The 15,194-nt window shown below is 60.1% G+C and carries 15 protein-coding genes; 7 read left to right on the forward strand and 8 right to left on the reverse strand.

Annotation, left to right across the window (positions count from 1 at the left end; all coding sequences use genetic code 11):
- Positions 1 to 30 precede the first annotated feature (30 nt).
- A complete protein-coding gene (locus KF841_07800) occupies positions 31 to 1,002 on the forward strand; it encodes an HDOD domain-containing protein (GenBank protein MBX3395257.1) in 972 nt (323 codons plus the stop codon).
- A gap of 104 nt (positions 1,003 to 1,106) precedes the next feature.
- Here the strand turns inward: KF841_07800 and KF841_07805 are convergent, their stop codons facing one another.
- Together KF841_07805 and KF841_07810 are read right to left on the reverse strand one after the other, a co-directional pair.
- Positions 1,107 to 1,568: a polymer-forming cytoskeletal protein gene (locus tag KF841_07805; GenBank protein ID MBX3395258.1), complete on the reverse strand. Its 462-nt coding sequence runs from the start codon at positions 1,566 to 1,568 to the stop codon at positions 1,107 to 1,109.
- A 451-nt stretch (positions 1,569 to 2,019) separates the two neighbouring features.
- Positions 2,020 to 2,292: a hypothetical protein gene (locus KF841_07810; GenBank protein MBX3395259.1), complete on the reverse strand. Its 273-nt coding sequence runs from the start codon at positions 2,290 to 2,292 to the stop codon at positions 2,020 to 2,022.
- A 195-nt stretch (positions 2,293 to 2,487) separates the two neighbouring features.
- Between KF841_07810 and wecB the strand changes: the two genes are divergently transcribed.
- The 6 genes from wecB to KF841_07840 all read left to right on the forward strand — a co-directional run bounded on the left by wecB (position 2,488) and on the right by KF841_07840 (position 6,774).
- On the forward strand, positions 2,488 to 3,582 hold the full coding sequence (wecB, locus tag KF841_07815; GenBank protein MBX3395260.1) for a UDP-N-acetylglucosamine 2-epimerase (non-hydrolyzing): 1,095 nt from the start codon (positions 2,488 to 2,490) through the stop codon (positions 3,580 to 3,582).
- A 294-nt stretch (positions 3,583 to 3,876) separates the two neighbouring features.
- Positions 3,877 to 5,082 (forward strand): site-specific DNA-methyltransferase, encoded by a 1,206-nt coding sequence (locus KF841_07820; protein MBX3395261.1) that lies wholly within the window; start codon positions 3,877 to 3,879, stop codon positions 5,080 to 5,082.
- A gap of 9 nt (positions 5,083 to 5,091) precedes the next feature.
- A complete protein-coding gene (locus tag KF841_07825) occupies positions 5,092 to 5,955 on the forward strand; it encodes a DNA methylase (GenBank protein MBX3395262.1) in 864 nt (287 codons plus the stop codon).
- 111 nt (positions 5,956 to 6,066) lie between these two features.
- Positions 6,067 to 6,207, forward strand: coding sequence for a hypothetical protein (locus KF841_07830; protein ID MBX3395263.1), 141 nt, complete (start codon positions 6,067 to 6,069; stop codon positions 6,205 to 6,207).
- Between the two features lie 26 nt (positions 6,208 to 6,233).
- Entirely contained in the window at positions 6,234 to 6,455 is a 222-nt protein-coding gene (locus KF841_07835; protein MBX3395264.1) for a hypothetical protein, read from the forward strand.
- 46 nt (positions 6,456 to 6,501) lie between these two features.
- Positions 6,502 to 6,774: a hypothetical protein gene (locus KF841_07840; protein ID MBX3395265.1), complete on the forward strand. Its 273-nt coding sequence runs from the start codon at positions 6,502 to 6,504 to the stop codon at positions 6,772 to 6,774.
- A 47-nt stretch (positions 6,775 to 6,821) separates the two neighbouring features.
- Here KF841_07840 and KF841_07845 read toward each other — a convergent pair whose 3' ends face one another.
- From KF841_07845 to KF841_07870, 6 genes are all read right to left on the reverse strand, one after another.
- Positions 6,822 to 7,502, reverse strand: a complete 681-nt coding sequence (locus KF841_07845) for a hypothetical protein (protein MBX3395266.1) — start codon at positions 7,500 to 7,502, stop codon at positions 6,822 to 6,824.
- 427 nt (positions 7,503 to 7,929) lie between these two features.
- Positions 7,930 to 8,541: a nucleotidyltransferase family protein gene (locus tag KF841_07850; protein ID MBX3395267.1), complete on the reverse strand. Its 612-nt coding sequence runs from the start codon at positions 8,539 to 8,541 to the stop codon at positions 7,930 to 7,932.
- 8 nt (positions 8,542 to 8,549) lie between these two features.
- A complete protein-coding gene (locus tag KF841_07855) occupies positions 8,550 to 9,500 on the reverse strand; it encodes an XdhC family protein (protein MBX3395268.1) in 951 nt (316 codons plus the stop codon).
- A gap of 232 nt (positions 9,501 to 9,732) precedes the next feature.
- Positions 9,733 to 10,989: a hypothetical protein gene (locus tag KF841_07860; protein MBX3395269.1), complete on the reverse strand. Its 1,257-nt coding sequence runs from the start codon at positions 10,987 to 10,989 to the stop codon at positions 9,733 to 9,735.
- 99 nt (positions 10,990 to 11,088) lie between these two features.
- Entirely contained in the window at positions 11,089 to 13,809 is a 2,721-nt protein-coding gene (locus KF841_07865) for a molybdopterin-dependent oxidoreductase (GenBank protein ID MBX3395270.1), read from the reverse strand.
- A 120-nt stretch (positions 13,810 to 13,929) separates the two neighbouring features.
- Positions 13,930 to 15,135: a hypothetical protein gene (locus KF841_07870; protein ID MBX3395271.1), complete on the reverse strand. Its 1,206-nt coding sequence runs from the start codon at positions 15,133 to 15,135 to the stop codon at positions 13,930 to 13,932.
- Between the last annotated feature and the right edge of the window lie 59 nt (positions 15,136 to 15,194).

Genomic DNA, 15,194 nt, shown 5'->3' on the forward strand with positions numbered 1-15,194 from the left:
CGCTGACGACGGTCCCTTGGAACAATGCAGATGTCCGCGACGCCGTCTATTATTGAGAGAATTTGCAGTTCTCCCCGGATTCCCGCGCCGTCCCACGTTGTTTTCAAGATTCTTGAATACACGAAGGACCCCGAATGTCCGGCCAGAAAGGTTGGCGATCTCATTGCGAGCGATGGCGGGCTCACGGCCGAACTGCTTCGGCAGGCCAACAGCGCGCTATATGGCTTTTCAACTCCGACATCCTCGGCTCAGGAAGCGTGTATGCGGCTGGGGATGACACGGGTTCGCTCCGCCGTCATCAACCAGCACATCGTCAACGGACTGGGAAAGGCGAAGCCGCAGGGTTTCGATGCGAACAGATATTGGCAGGCCACGCTCGCGACGAGCGTCGCGGCCCAGGACTTGTGCCGCAGAGTTCTCCCGAACATGGCGGAGGATGCGACGACCGCCGGTTTGCTTTGCGACATCGGCATCGGCATGATGGCGTTCGGCATTCCGGCTGAATACGCGCCTGTGCTCGCCGCGTACTCGCCGCCAACTGTGCCGTTGCATCGCATCGAGCGGCGGATGCTTCAGATCAACCATGCCGAAGTCGCGTCTGCGGTATTGGCGGACTGGCGCCTCGATGCGCACATTCTCGATGCCGTGAAGCATCACCACTACGATATGTGGGAGCTGGCGCCTGCAAAACCCGAGAAGTTCGCACGCGTGGTCGCCGCCGCGGTGACTCTGTCGGAGATCGCGCTCAACGGATCGGAAATGGACCAGGTGGCTGCGCTTTTTGCGCAGATCGACGCGCTCTCATCCGATGCTGACGCCCTCGTCGGAAAGCTTCTGGACGGACTCGTTGCGCGCATTCAGGCGACAGCCGACGCCTTTGCAGTCGAGTTGGGATCCGTCGCCGACATGCAGTCAAACTTCGAGAATGTGGCCAGAAGCGCTCTGGAAATCGGCGTCAGCATCTCCTCAACGCCGATGGATCGTTCGCGGTTCGAGCGTTGACCCGGCCGGTTTCGCACGGATTCAATGCAAGAAGATCGGCGCCCGCCGAAACACGACGGCGCAGGTTCGACTTTCTGTGCGACTGTCCAGCCGTACGAGAGAATTCAGCTTGCGGCGACTTGTGCGCCCTGCGGGATCGGCCGCGCGCCGCCGGGAATGCCGGCTTTCGAGGGATCGGGTGTCGGAATTGATCGTACAGCCGGTTGTCCGACCGTCGCCGATCGGGCGGCCCCGCTCGAATTTCCAACGATGACATTGCCCGCGAAAATGGCGCCGTCGGCAATTTCGAGGCGGTTTGTCTTCATGTCGCCTTCCATGCGGGCAGTCGACATCAGGTGCAGTTTCTCGGAGATATTCAGGTTACCTTTGCACTCGCCTTCGATGGTCAGATTGGCCGCTTCGATGTTCGCGGTGACCATGGCGCCCTCGGCGATGTGCAGTGAACCCTTCGACTTGATTTGTCCATCGAAGCTGCCTTCAATGCGGACGCTCTTGTCGAACGACATTTCACCCTTGAACTTTGCATCCGCCCCAATCACCGTCGGATATTCGCCGTGCTCGGCCATCGCTGAACAACCTCCCGCCGGTCGATTCGACCGTGCGTATGACTTATCTCGTGGATCCGTCCGTTGAGCCCCTCCGTGGAGAGGGGAAAGTATAGCGAAATCAGTCTTGATTACAATCGACGACAGGTGAGATTGAATTTCAGAATCTCGTTTTTCAATTCAGCGCAACATGGGCGGCTGCTTTGGATTTCCATTCAAAAGCCCGGGTCAAACCAACGCAAACTGTGAATTCATTTGCTAGCTGCTGCCGTGTATTCTCTTACGACTCGCAGCGGGTTCGGGTTCAACCGGAATTCACAGCGCAAATTTGAACATCAATCACCTTGGCCGTATCGGAGTCGCGAGAAGCTCCGGGAAGCACAGGGGGGCGCACCACTTTCGCGCTTCTGAAGAACCGTTGCTGCTGAAAGAATAATGGAGTTTGAGGGAATTGCCGGCCGCTGAGCGAGAATTAGGCCGCTTCCGCCGCCTTGTCGGTTAGCACAACAACTTCGTTATTCAGCACCTGGGCGAAGCCGCCCTCGATGTTGACGAATCGCTGCATGCCGTCCACCGCGTCGATTCGAAGCGTGCCTTTGCCTAGTTCGCAGAGCAGCGGAGCGCGGTTATGTAGAATTCCGATGAGACCGTCGTGCGCCGGAATCACAACGCCCAAAGCCCGGACGTCAATCACCTGGGCCTCTGGCGTGATCACGGAAACATGAATATCGGGGTTGGTTGCCATTCGCAATTTTCTACACGTTTCAGGCAAAGCGGTCAAGAATCGCCGCCATCGCCCCTTCGGCTTGAAACAGGTCGGGAAACGGTGTACGAATCGTAAGTTGCGGGGTGGCCGTGGTCTGAGTCAATCCGGCCGCCGGCATCGACGGGAAATGGCTGGGACGCGGAAAACGGACCGGGAACAGCCTGGGAAATCGACATGCTGAAACTGATCTGCGTTTGCGGGGCTCGCCCCAACTTCATGAAGATCGCTCCGCTGATGGAGGCATTCGCCCGAACCGGCAGGATTCAGGCAATCCTCGTACACACTGGGCAGCACTACGACGAGCGAATGAGCAAGCTGTTCTTCCATGACCTCGGGATTCCGACGCCGGATGTCAATCTGGAGGTCGGCTCCGGGAGCCATGCCGTTCAGACTGCAGAAATCATGAAGGCGTTCGAGCCCGTCGTGATTGAGCATCGTCCCGACTGGGTTGTCGTCGTGGGCGATGTGAACAGCACTATCGCCTGTGCGCTGGTCGCGGTGAAGCTGGGTGTGAAGGTGGCGCACGTTGAGGCGGGCCTGCGCAGCTACGACCGCGCGATGCCGGAGGAGATCAATCGAATTCTGACTGATGCCATTTCCGACCTGCTCCTCGTGAGCGATCCAAGCGGACTGGACGCGCTGAAGCGCGAAGGCATCGACGACGCTCACGTTCACTATGTCGGCAACGTGATGATCGACACCCTGATCAAGCACCGCGAACGGGCGGCGCAATCGCGAATTCTCGACGAGTTGGCTCTGACAGCGGGGAAGTACGCCGTCATCACGCTCCACCGGCCGAGCAATGTGGACCAGCGCGAGACGCTCTCGCAGATTCTCGATGCCTTTGAAGTCATTGCCCGTGACATGCAGCTCGTCTTTCCGATGCACCCGCGCACGCGCAAGAATATCTCAAATCTCGGGCTCGGCGAACGCGTGTCGAAGCTGACGGCCCTCAGGACACCCGAACCGCTCGGGTATCTCGATTTCCTGCGGCTGACCTCCGAGGCGGCGCTCGTTTTGACCGACAGTGGTGGCGTTCAGGAGGAGACCACCATCCTCAAGGTTCCCTGCCTGACGCTGCGAGAAAACACGGAACGGCCCGCCACAATCACGGACGGCACCAACCGGCTCGTGAAGCCGACGAAAGACTCGATCCTCGCCGCCTACGCCGATATCAGGAATCGGCCAATGGACATGAATCGCTCACCCAGGTTCTGGGATGGGAAGGCCGCGGAGAGGATTGCGGAAGTGTTTGTTGGGCTGGCTTGAATGGTTCACCGACCTTCCTGCGAGGCGACCTTGGGCACCGATTCCACTTCTGCCAAGGCCGCGGAAATCACAGTTTCGATTTCAATCGCGGAAAGTTGCCATTTTGATCTTTATCGATCGATCCCAAACAACTTCCAAACGCGTGTTGACCCCGGCTTGGTTTCCCGATATCGTGCGAGTCGGTTCGCATGAATGGAGGCACGGATGTCGGGAGCGGCACAAGCGACGCTCTTCCCACTGCTTGAATTTGAGGAGCCGGTTAGCGATAAGGCATCCTCAACATTTGTGGATAACATGCGCCTGCCGGTTCATCGCTGGGTGCGATTCAGCGCCGGCTTCTCAGGCTCCTGGGCCCAGCATCTGATTCGTAGCGTCAAGGGGACTGGCGAAATACGTGTTCTTGATCCGTTTGCAGGTTCGGGCACGACGCTCATCGCGGCGGAAAACGCCGGCGTCACGGCCTACGGTGTGGAGGCACACCCCTTCGTTTACCGGATGGCGCGGGCGAAACTCGCAAGGCACTCGGACAGAAGCGCATTCCGTAAGGCCGGCGAGTCAATCCGCGACGATGCAACGCGGCGAACTCCCGCGATCGACAAGTATCCCAAACTGATTCGGTCCTGTTACACCGACGAAGCGCTGGGCGAACTCGACTGCATTCGTGCTGCTGTCGAATCGGCCGACGACGGCACCGACGCTGCTCGACTCGCCTGGCTTGCGCTCGTCGGCATCCTTCGCCGCTGTTCCCATGCCGGAACGGCTCAATGGCAATACGTGCTCCCCAAGAAATCTAAGAAAGCACCGGCACGTCCGATGTTTGCTTTTGATGAACTGAGCCGGACGATCTTGTCGGACATGGCTGTAACCAACGGCATCGATGCACCATCGGCGACATTGCTTCAGGCCGACGCACGCGATTGTGCGGGCGTGCCCGACCGGTTCGCCACACTCGTGTTGACTTCGCCTCCCTACCCGAATAACTACGACTATGCAGATGCAACGCGTCTCGAGATGTCCTTCTTCCAGGAAATCAACGGCTGGGGCGATCTCCACTCGGCCGTTCGTCAGCACTTGGTCCGCTCATGCACCCAACATGTTCCTGAACGCGCCGTCAATCTCCATAGTGTTCTAGCCGATCCGATTTTGGATCCGATACGAGACGAGATGACGCCTATCTGCGAACAACTCGCCGAGGTCCGAATGACCAAGGGGGGCAAGAAGACCTATCACCTCATGGTGGCCTGCTATTTCCACGATCTGGCTCGCGTCTGGATCGCCCTGCGGCGCGTGTGCGATTCTCCGAGTCAGGCTTGCTTCGTGATTGGTGATTCCGCACCGTATGGCGTGTATGTCCCGGTGATCGATTGGCTCGGGCGGCTCGCCATCGCCGCCGGGTTCAAGTCCTATCGGTTCGAGCGCACGCGCGACCGGAATGTGAAGTGGAAAAACCGCAAGCACCGCGTACCATTGTGCGAAGGCCGACTCTGGGTGGAAGGCTGACAGTTCGATATGGCTCAATCACCGGCGCATCGCTTCGGGCAGATCATCGGCGACACGCTCGAACGTGCCATCCGGCCTATCCTCGAAACGGTCGCCAATGAACTCCACTTTTACCTCGACGGCAAGGGCGAGCGCAAGGCGCGCGGCACCAAGCGCAAAGTCGCCTGGGTGGACGGCAAGGGCAACGCACACGACCTCGATTATGTCTTTGAGGCGGACGGCAGCGATGATGTCATCGGCGCGCCTCGTGCATTCATTGAAATCGCATGGCGTCGTTACACGAAGCACTCCCGCAACAAGGCACAGGAAATCCAGGGGGCGATTCTGCCCCTGGCCGAGCGGTACAGCCAACACCATCCATTCCTCGGCGTGGTTCTCGGCGGCGTGTTCACCGAGGGCTCCCTCAACCAATTGCGTTCGCACGGCTTCGCGGTGCTCTATTTTCCATATCAGAGTGTCATTGCGGCGTTCGCATCGGTCGGCATTGACGCCGCCTTCGACGAAGACACGTCCGATTCGGCGCTTCTCCGCAAAGTAAGGACCTATGGAAGGCTGAAGCCGGCGCAGCGAGAGCGAATCGCAACCCTGTTGCGCGAACGGCACAAGGCCGAGGTGAATACGTTTACTTCATCGCTTCGCGTCGTTCTGACGCGGAAGGTCGACACGGTTTATGTCCTCCCGCTTCACGGTGCGGCGCGGGTGCTTGGGGGTGTCGCCGAAGCGATTGCATTCATTGAGTCGTTTGACGAATCCAAGCCGTGCGAATCCTTCACGCGATACGAGGTCGGCGTGCGATATGGCAACGGCGACGAAATTCGGGGGCAGTTCAATGACAAGCAGGCCGCGATTGCGTTTCTTCGGACGATGAAGTGATTGCTCGGGGAATCGGCTCCGTTTCCGGCAAGGCCCGGACATCGTGTGATGGTCGATAGGTTGGGTTGAATTGCCAGTGGTGTCGCTGCTACCGAATCGGTCGTGCGCATCATGGCCGACAAGAAAAAGCTCCGCAGCCTCAAACTCTCCGACCGCGAACGCAACCAACTCGAATCCGAAGTCGAACACCACGAAAAACGCATCGACGAAGCGGTATTCGCACTCTACGGTGTCAAAGGCTTGCCGGAGTAACTGGACCTAATAAAAGAGGATTGGTCATGGCCCATCAAGTGAGCTTCGAGATTCCCAAGTGTCCGGTCGGCGTTGCCGACATCGTCTTTTCCGTTCAGCGAAACGGCAAGCAGTTCGGCAGGTTGCGGGTCAGCAAAGGCGCGGTTGTGTGGGTCCCGACTGGAAAGTCGAAAGGCCACCGCGTTAGTTGGACACAGATTGACGAATTTGCGAAAGAGAAAGGCGATCCCGTTCACGTTGGTTTCTGAGTCGTGTATCGCGGTCGGCATTTGAAACAAGGGGATTCGAGTACTCATGCCCACTGAAATCAAAACCAAACAGACCTTTGGCAGCGCCGATGTCGCTCATGTCAGCCCGCAGTTCCGCGAGGACGTACCGAGGGCGATGAACATTGTCATCACCTTTGAGGAAGCGCTGAAGCTCCACCTGGCCATCGGTCAGACGCTGGCGAAGCTGAATTCGTACAACCGCGCGACGAAAGATGGGAAGCGTTCGGCGGTGAATCTCTGCGTTTATCCGCACGTCATTCGAATCAGTGTGAACGAAGCGAAACTGCCGCGCGGTTAGCCCTCTCCTTTCTGCATTTTTCATTTTGCATTTTTCATTCCCCCGGTTCACCCCATGACCGTCGCGCTCAGCGTCGCGCTCCACGGTCCCTGCTGGCCCTTCGCATTGAGCCACCGGGCGACGTAGTGGGCCGTCAGGCCGCCTTGGGCGGCGGCGAACTCGACCAGCGCCGGCGTGCGGGTGGCGAGCTGCAAAAAGTCGAAGTCGGCCGGGTCGGCGGGGGGCGTGGCGCCGGGTGGCAGCAGTATCAGCCGAAGCTCCGCGCCGACCGTCCCGCGCGGGCGGGCCTTCCTCAGCGGCATCTCGCTGTCGGCGAAACGGACGCGGTGGATCAGCCGGTCGGCCCCGGCCAGCGAAAGAACCGGAAAGGTGCAGGGCGCCGTCGCAGCGGAGGGCGGGCCGGAGACCAGCGACAGGCCCAGTGCCGCGCGCTCGGCATCGTCGATCGTGGGCGTCGCCCGGATGCGGGCCGAGAGCGAGCGGATGAACTGCTCGAAGGCGGCGCGGGCATCCCGCTTGGCGGCGGTCGAGGCCTCGGCCAGCGCCAGGGCCTCGGTGTTCTGGTCGAGCTTCTTGCGCCAGCCGGTCTGCAAGTCTTCGAGGGCGTCCACGTCGGCGTGGGAAAGGCCCAGCGCCGGGGAATTCGCGATGGCGTAGGCGACGTAATTCTTCTGCCAGGCATCGAAGTCGCCATCGCGGCGGGGGATGAAGTCGTGCGGTGCGCTCATGGGCTGGTCATCGGCCAGCCGCGCGGGGGACTTTCGGTCCCGCCCGACGGCGCACACGGCGGCGCCGCCGTAGCACTGGCGGAGAGGCCATTATGGGAAGCGGGCGGCGCAGCGCGCGTCCGAGGTGATTCCGGCGCGCCCGCGAGCGAAAACAGGGTGTCCCCGGTTTCGCTGGGGTGATCCGCAAGCGGCGCGGGGCTTTCCGCGGCTGGCACGGGGCGGGCCGCGAAATTCATGCGGGTGGTCGCGAACGATGCGGGTCCCTCCGCGCAAGGTGTGCGGTCATCCTCGAAGGGTGCGGGGCCTTTCCCGCGTCGCGTGGGGAATCGCGGGTCCTGCGCGGGCGGGGTCGGAAGTTGGGCCGTCCGGCGGCGCGGAAATGGAGAGCCGCCCGGGCTTGACGCCGGGACCATCTGGGACGGGCCGGTCATCGGCCCCTGAGCCGCTCATAATCTTCGGGCGTGTTGACATCGATCGGCATCGGGCCGGAGTGGATCGGTGACTGGCGGACCAACTCCGGGTGAAGCTTCGCCAATTCATTCAGTCCGTGCCCACTTTCCCACGATTCGATCTCCTCGATCACGTTCATCCGAAAGATAGCCGGATGCGCCCGTCGACCTCGATAGGTCGCGATCAGGATGCCGGGTGCGTTTCGGGGACGACGAAAATCCTCCGCACAGGTGGTCAGAACGCCGGACCGAATTTCAGGTTGATCACCGGGCAGGATCATGACGCCGTCAGTCGCCCGCGGATTGAACGCCTCGCGCAGTCGGCGAAGGCCGATTCGTACGGAGTCGATCATCTCGCTTCTTGGATCGGAATTGACTGCGATGAGGAGGTCTTCGTCGGGGTTTTCCACGAATCGGCCGACGATCAACTCGTTGGTGACGAGCACAAGGCCTTCCACAGGTGTCTCCATGACGGCATCAATGACGGCGTCCATCATGGTCCCATCGCGATAGGGCATCAGCTGCTTGAGCCGTCCCATTCGACGGCCTCGACCCGCTGCGGCAATGATGGCGAAAATATGTCGTGGCATATGCTTCGTTATTCTCCCGAGGGCGTCTCAAGTGGTCCTTCTACGCGCGTCGGCTTTTCGGTGCGGCGCACCTGTATGAGCTGGGCAAGGATGCTTACGGCGATCTCGGGCACGGTGACCGAGCCGATCGGAAGTCCGATCGGGGCATGCACCCTGTCAAGTGCCTCTGTGTTGACACCCATTGACGTAAGGTCGTCGAAGATCAGCTTCACCTTTCGACGGCTGCCGATCATTCCGACATACCTCGCGGGCCTGTCAATCACGGCGTGCAGTGCTTTCTCGTCGTTGCTGTGTCCGCGCGTGACAATCACCACATAGGTGTTGCCGTCGATCGGATGAGCCTTCAATGTTTGCTCAATGTTGCCGACAATGGCTCGAATCGGCGGTGGGAGGCGGTGCGGTCCCATCATGTCGGCGCGATCGTCGATCACGCTGATCTCAAAATCAAGACCGATCGCAATGCGCGCCAGTTCCGTGCCGACGTGCCCGGCGCCGGCAATGACCAGCTTCGCGGGAGGTTCGATATGAAGGCGGTACGCTTCCAACCGCCCCTCATGATTTACGACAATCGGAATGCTCGCACTACAGGCGGCATCCAATCGATCGGCTGCTTCGACATAGGGCCGCACCTCGTCGTCGGTGCACAGTGTGACCACCGCCACCTTCATTGTGCCACCGCAAATCAGACCGTCGTCCCAGCCGTAATCGTGATCGAGTTGGAATTTCAGCAGGCTCGAATCCCCGCGTTGCAGAATGTCGAAGGCGCGTTTGCGAACTTCGGCCTCGACGCAGCCTCCGCCCAGCGTGCCTTCGGTCGTCATGTTTTCGTGCAGCAGCATCGATGCGCCGGCCGCCTGCGGCGTTGAACCGTATGATCCGACCACCGTGCACAACGCGACCCGTCGGCCTTGATTCACCTGTCGTGCGACTGAACGGAATAGCAGCGAGAATGGATTCATTTTCGAGCCTGTCTGGATCGTGCGGTCGCAGTCGTCTGGGATCCCGCGTGGACGAGTTTCGGCGATTCGATCGCCTGTCGGCATGATTATCTGGCGGCTGCATTCATATTTCGGCGAGTCGATCGCGATCTGCTGTTGGAGTCGCGAACAGGAATGCAGCCCGAATCTTTGCGCCCGCGGTCGTGTTGAGGCGCTCCATCCCCGGTACGCCCGTGGGCGAAACGACAGCAGGTCATTCCCGCACACCTACGCGTGTGTCAATGGATCCAGAAGCCGCCGGATTGGTACGGACCGGATTGGCTCGCATGGCGAAGTTCGGTGAGCGTTGCGAAGCCGGATTGCCTCGCCGCGCCGACAGTAGTGTGATGCGAAACTTTCGAGTGGCGTCCGTAAGGCTCTCGCCTTCAACCAGAAGCACGCCGGCGCAGGAGTCAAGCGGCGAAATCGGCTTCGCGCCGGTCACCCGGGTTTGGATGATGGGCTTGCCGTTGGCCTGCAATACAAATGTCATGCCGCAGGCATCGTTCGAATAGTCCGCCGGTAATCCATCCAGCGGTGTCGACGATAGACGAACGTTTTCGATCAACATGTTCAGCTTCAGGCCACCGAATACAGCGGCGAGCTTGACGGACAACGGGATGAACTCATGCACTAGCGGCCACAGGACGGGCGTCGCCAGAATGACGTAAGTAAGAGACTGCATCGCGGCATAGGTATCCAGTACGACAGGGAAAACCTTGCTGGAGGCGAGCGCTTCCGTTGATTCGAAGCCCACCGAGTCCATCCCGCATAAGTCCGGCTTGTAGAATCCCTCCCGCATGCACTTCTCGGGAAGCAGCAGGAAGCGGGCTTTCAACAGCTTGCCGTGTACGTCGTGGAGCGCGACGTAGGTCAGAATCGGCTTCGAGCGGAATATGTAGGGTTCGGCGGGCGGATTTTCGGAATCGTCATTCTCCGTGCCAGTGGCCGTCGCATCTTGATTGGAAGTGGAGTCGACTTCCGCAGACGGACGGGGGCGCTCAGTGGACCCATCAGCACGGGTTGGCCGCCCTCGCTTGCGCAGGTCCATCGCCAAAGTCCATTCGCGGACTTTGAGGACATACGAGGGCTGATCAGTGTCCATGATCGCAAGTTCCCCGGCCTTCACCGCGGCAGCGGACGACGGATTCACGCGAATCGTCTCGATGCCGTCGAGATTGTCTTCAACGAGGCGGATGGTCAGAAAGCTCGTCTCCGCAGTGCCATCCCGAAGAATCTCGAACTTAAAGAGGCATTCCGTGTCGCGCGAAAAAGGTGCGTCGGGCGTGAGCGGGTCGAAACCGGCGAGAATTCTCTCGGCGTTCGATAGGACGACTGCCGGCGGGGGAGTGCGAATCGGGCTGCTGCACCCTGTGGAGACGGCGCAGAACAGCGCGAGCGTGAGCAGCTTCCAGCTTCGGACCATCATCATGTGCGTGCCAATTTCGGAAAACTGCTTATACAGCAGCAACTTGGTGATCCGAGTCTATCATAGGCATTTGCCGGTCTTCAATTCCAGCCTGTCCGGAGTGCCGAAACCCAACCGTTTGAGTTCCCGCGGCGAACCCAGTCAGCGTCCGTTCATCGCTCTCGCTGCGGGGCTGTCCTTCATCGGAAGGCTGAATCGGCGGATTCGGTCATACGAATACAAAGCTGCGGCGACCGCCGGCGCCGTGGGAACCAGCCCGATTTCGCCGACGCCCCGAGCGCCGTAAGGGGTGTCCGGGTCAGCGGCTTCGATGAAAATGCATCGGACGTCCGGCATCTGATGGGCCCGCAGCACCCCGTTGCTCTTGACGTCGTCTGTCACGATGCGGCCATCTTTGACGACGAACGCTTCGGTTAGGGCATAGCCCAATCCCATGTGGATGCTGCCCTCGATCTGGCCTTCCAGGAGCGTTGGATTCATTGCGCGGCCGACATCGTGAGCGGCGACGACCTGACTGACTCGGCCTTCGTCATCGAGAATCACGACCTGCGTGGCGAATCCGTAGGTCAGATGGGTGATGGGATTTTCCACCGGCGCTCCAAACTTGTCGGTCTTAAAGCAGACCCATTCGCCGTGGTAAATTTTTCCGCTCAAATCCGAAAGCGAACGCCCCGCGTCAAGATCGGCGCGAAGCTTGCGAGCGGCATCGATCACGCCGTGTGCCCCCAGAACTGTACCGCGGCTGCCGGTGGTCTGTCCGCAGTCAATCGCGTCGCGCGTGTCGGTGGTTGCGATGAACGTGGCGGCCGGCAGGCCGGTCTCTTGTGCGGCAGTTTGTATGAGCACCGTGAACAGCCCCTGTCCCATTTCTGTGAAACCGGTGCGAATTGTGATGCGGCCTGTCGGTTCGATCGTTAGCGTCGCGCGGCCGGCCTCGGGGAGTCCGTTACCGATACCGACGTTTTTTATCCCACACGCGATGCCTGCGAACCTTGCCTCGCGGTAGATTTCCTTTACGGACTCGAGCGTCTTTCGAAGACCGAACGGTTTGGTTAGCAGTTGTCCGGTGCAGAATCGGTCGCCCGGTTCGAGGATGTTGCGGCTTCGTATTTCCCAGCCATCGATACCGACTTTTTCCGCGATCTGATCGAGCGCGCCTTCGACCGCGAACGCTGCCTGGTTCGCTCCGAATCCGCGCATCGCGCCGCAGGGGGGGTTGTTGGTGTATACGGCGAGCGCTTCAATGTCGACGGATGGAATTCGATAAGGGCCTGCGGCATGGCCTGCGGCCCGTTCGAGCACCTTCATGCCGACGCTGGCATATGCTCCTTTGTCACCGACGATCCGGGCGCGTAGGGCGGTGATTCGGCCTTCGGCATCCGCCCCGACCTGCAATTTGATCCGCACCGGATGCCGTTTCGGATGTAACCGGATGCTCTCCTTGCGCGTCAGTGTTGTCTTGACCGGCACGCGGGCGAGAGACGCCAGCAGGGCAGTCTGTGCCTGAATGGACATGTCTTCCTTGCCGCCGAATGCGCCGCCGTTTGATACGAGTTCGACGCGAATCCGCTCGTGCGGCCAACCCAGCACACTGCAACACTGCCGACGGTCATCGAAGATGCCCTGACCTTGCGATAGCAGGTGAAGTCCAAGGTCGGCTTCAGGCGTGTCGCGCCGGGCGGGGGCGCGCCGGCCGTCCGAATATTCGCGCCAGCTTTCGGCATGGCCGTCGCTGAGCCTGACCGGAATTGCGATGCAGGCCTCGGGTTCGAGAAACATGTGTTCAATGGCCTGGGTCTGCCACGTGCCTTCCACGACATGCTTGCTGGTTTTCATCGCGGCGTCGACATCGCCTCGAACCAGGGATGAGCGAGAGAGCAGGTTGCCTTTCGGATGAATTTTCGGCGCGTCCGGCTTCAGCCCGTCATCCGGCGTGGTGACCGGTTCGAGCACGTCGTATTTGATCTCGATCAGGTCCGCCGCGCGGCGCGCCGTTCGCTCGTCCGACGCAAGTACTGCCGCGAGGATGTCACCGACGCAGCGGGTTTCCTCGCCCTCGGCGATGAAAATCGGCCAGTCCGGAATGATCAGACCGACGAACCGGTTCGATGGAACGTCCCGAGCCGTGGCGATCCGAATCACGCCTTCCACCGCCGCCGCGGCGGAAACGTCGATTTGCTTCACAACCGCCCGTGGATGGTCGCTGAATCGCATCGCGGCGAATGCCATTCCGGGGATCGTGATGTCGTCAATAAAGCGCCGGTCTCCCAGCACCGCTTCAGCGCCGGTGAAACGATCGAGTCGGTCCCCGACTGCGTCGGTAGCGGTTTTGTTGTGGGTGGGTTGTCCATTTCGAACGTTGCGGGAAATGCCCGCTCGCCCACTTCGCTTCGCCGCGAGGTCTTCGATCGCATCGAGGATTTTCGTGTATCCGGTGCATCGGCACAGATGGGCCCGAAGGTCAGCGGCGATGACTTCGCGCGTGGGATGGGGGTCTCGTTCGCAAAGCGCGTGCGCGCGAATTGCAATGCCGGGAATACAGAACCCGCATTGCACGCCGCCGCACGATACGAAACTCTCCGCGATCTCGCGACGAGACTCATCCGGCAGGCCCTCCAGTGTGGTGACCTGCTTGCCGGCGACGCTTGCGGCCTTGATGGTGCAGGAAAGACGCGGTTTGCCGTCGATCAGGACGGTGCAGCATCCGCATTGGCCCAGCGGTTGGCAGCCGTCCTTCGGCGAAATGATGTCGAGGTGGTCCCGCAATGCATCGAGCAGCGACAGCCCTGAGACAGCTTCGATCCGGGCGGGCTGGCCGTTGACCATCAGTGTTAGCGATTCGCGGGCAGGCTCGACGGCCATCGGCACCATCCTGTCTTGTCGGGTTCGTCGGCGGGTCGCCACCAACTTGCGGTCGATTTCATTATTATTGTGAATCGCACGCTCGATTGCACGCGTCGCGGACCGACGGCCGAGAATCGATCAGTCTTCGGACGATCGGGACGTGCGGGCGGCGGAATCCACCTTGACCGTGATCCGATCATGCGATTGCTCGATGATTTCGTACGACGCGCCATCGACCTTGAGTTGTTCTATTCGGGTCGCAAGACTTTCAAGATCGTATTCCCAATCCACCTCCACTTGGCAGATCCGATTGACGAGTTCACGCATTCGGACGGCCTGCACGCCGCGCTCGTTCATCATCGCCGATTCAAAGGCTTTGAAGTCCTTGCGAGAGCAGTTTTCGATCGTCACCTGGATGGTTCGGCGCACGTTCTGCCGCTTTCGCCAGGCGTCGCCGATTTCCTGCAAAATTCGCCCGGCGTTTTTTTCCGCGCATGCGCGGATCGCTTCATCACCGCCCTGGTTCTCATTGATGGTCGGTTTCATCTCCGAATAGGTGCCTGACATGAGCAATTGCGCGCTGTCGGTGTGATAAGCTCGAATCGAAAGGGTCGCATTCCACTTGTGAAGTGTTCTGCCGCTCAGCTCCGTGGTGCCGACCATGCGGGCCTCAATGACACCTCGAATCAGCACATCCGCCTTGAAGGATGCCGCCATGGCCGCCATTTTCTTGACGTCATCGTTCATTGCGGCGAGGTTCATGTCACGATCCCGCGAGTCCGCAGACGCCGATTGATCCATCAATTGCACGCCTTTGTCGATGAAAAACCGTTCGATGATGCTCTGGGCGACAGCGTCGGTTTTCGGCGGAATCTCGTCATCCGCGTTGTTGTCCTCAACGATGACGACGACGCAGCGCGGATTGCCCTCCGCATCAATCGTGTGCAAAAGTTGCGCCCACTTGGCTTCAAAACTGGCTGTCGAGACCTTGGCGCGCACCTTGCAGTAGCTGATTTCTCCCTCCGTGCGCCGTTCGAGTACCTTAGATTCGGTGATGAAACCCGCCGCCAGCGACATGATTTTGTCATGAACAACCGCGTAGTTTTTTACCTTTGTCTGGCCGGTGACGAATGATCCACAAGCCTGTTCGACGGCCTTTCGGAGCGCATCCTGCCTGGCTTGCTCCATGGCGTTGAGGTCCGTACCGGCGGCCTCCCCCGTGACCACCACGGTCTTCTCCGTGCCGGGCTTCACTTGGGCGGCGGCAGCGGTCATATCCAACAGGCTGAGCGCGGTGATGAAGATCAACGCCAGGATTCCAACGCGTCTGGATGAATCGGTCATGTTTTCGACTCCGGCCAAGCTGAGTTCTGGACTCGGTTAATACGAATGTCGTGGATCGT

Source organism: Phycisphaerae bacterium, assembly GCA_019636475.1.
In the GTDB taxonomy this organism is placed as follows: Bacteria; Planctomycetota; Phycisphaerae; order UBA1845; family UTPLA1; genus JADJRI01.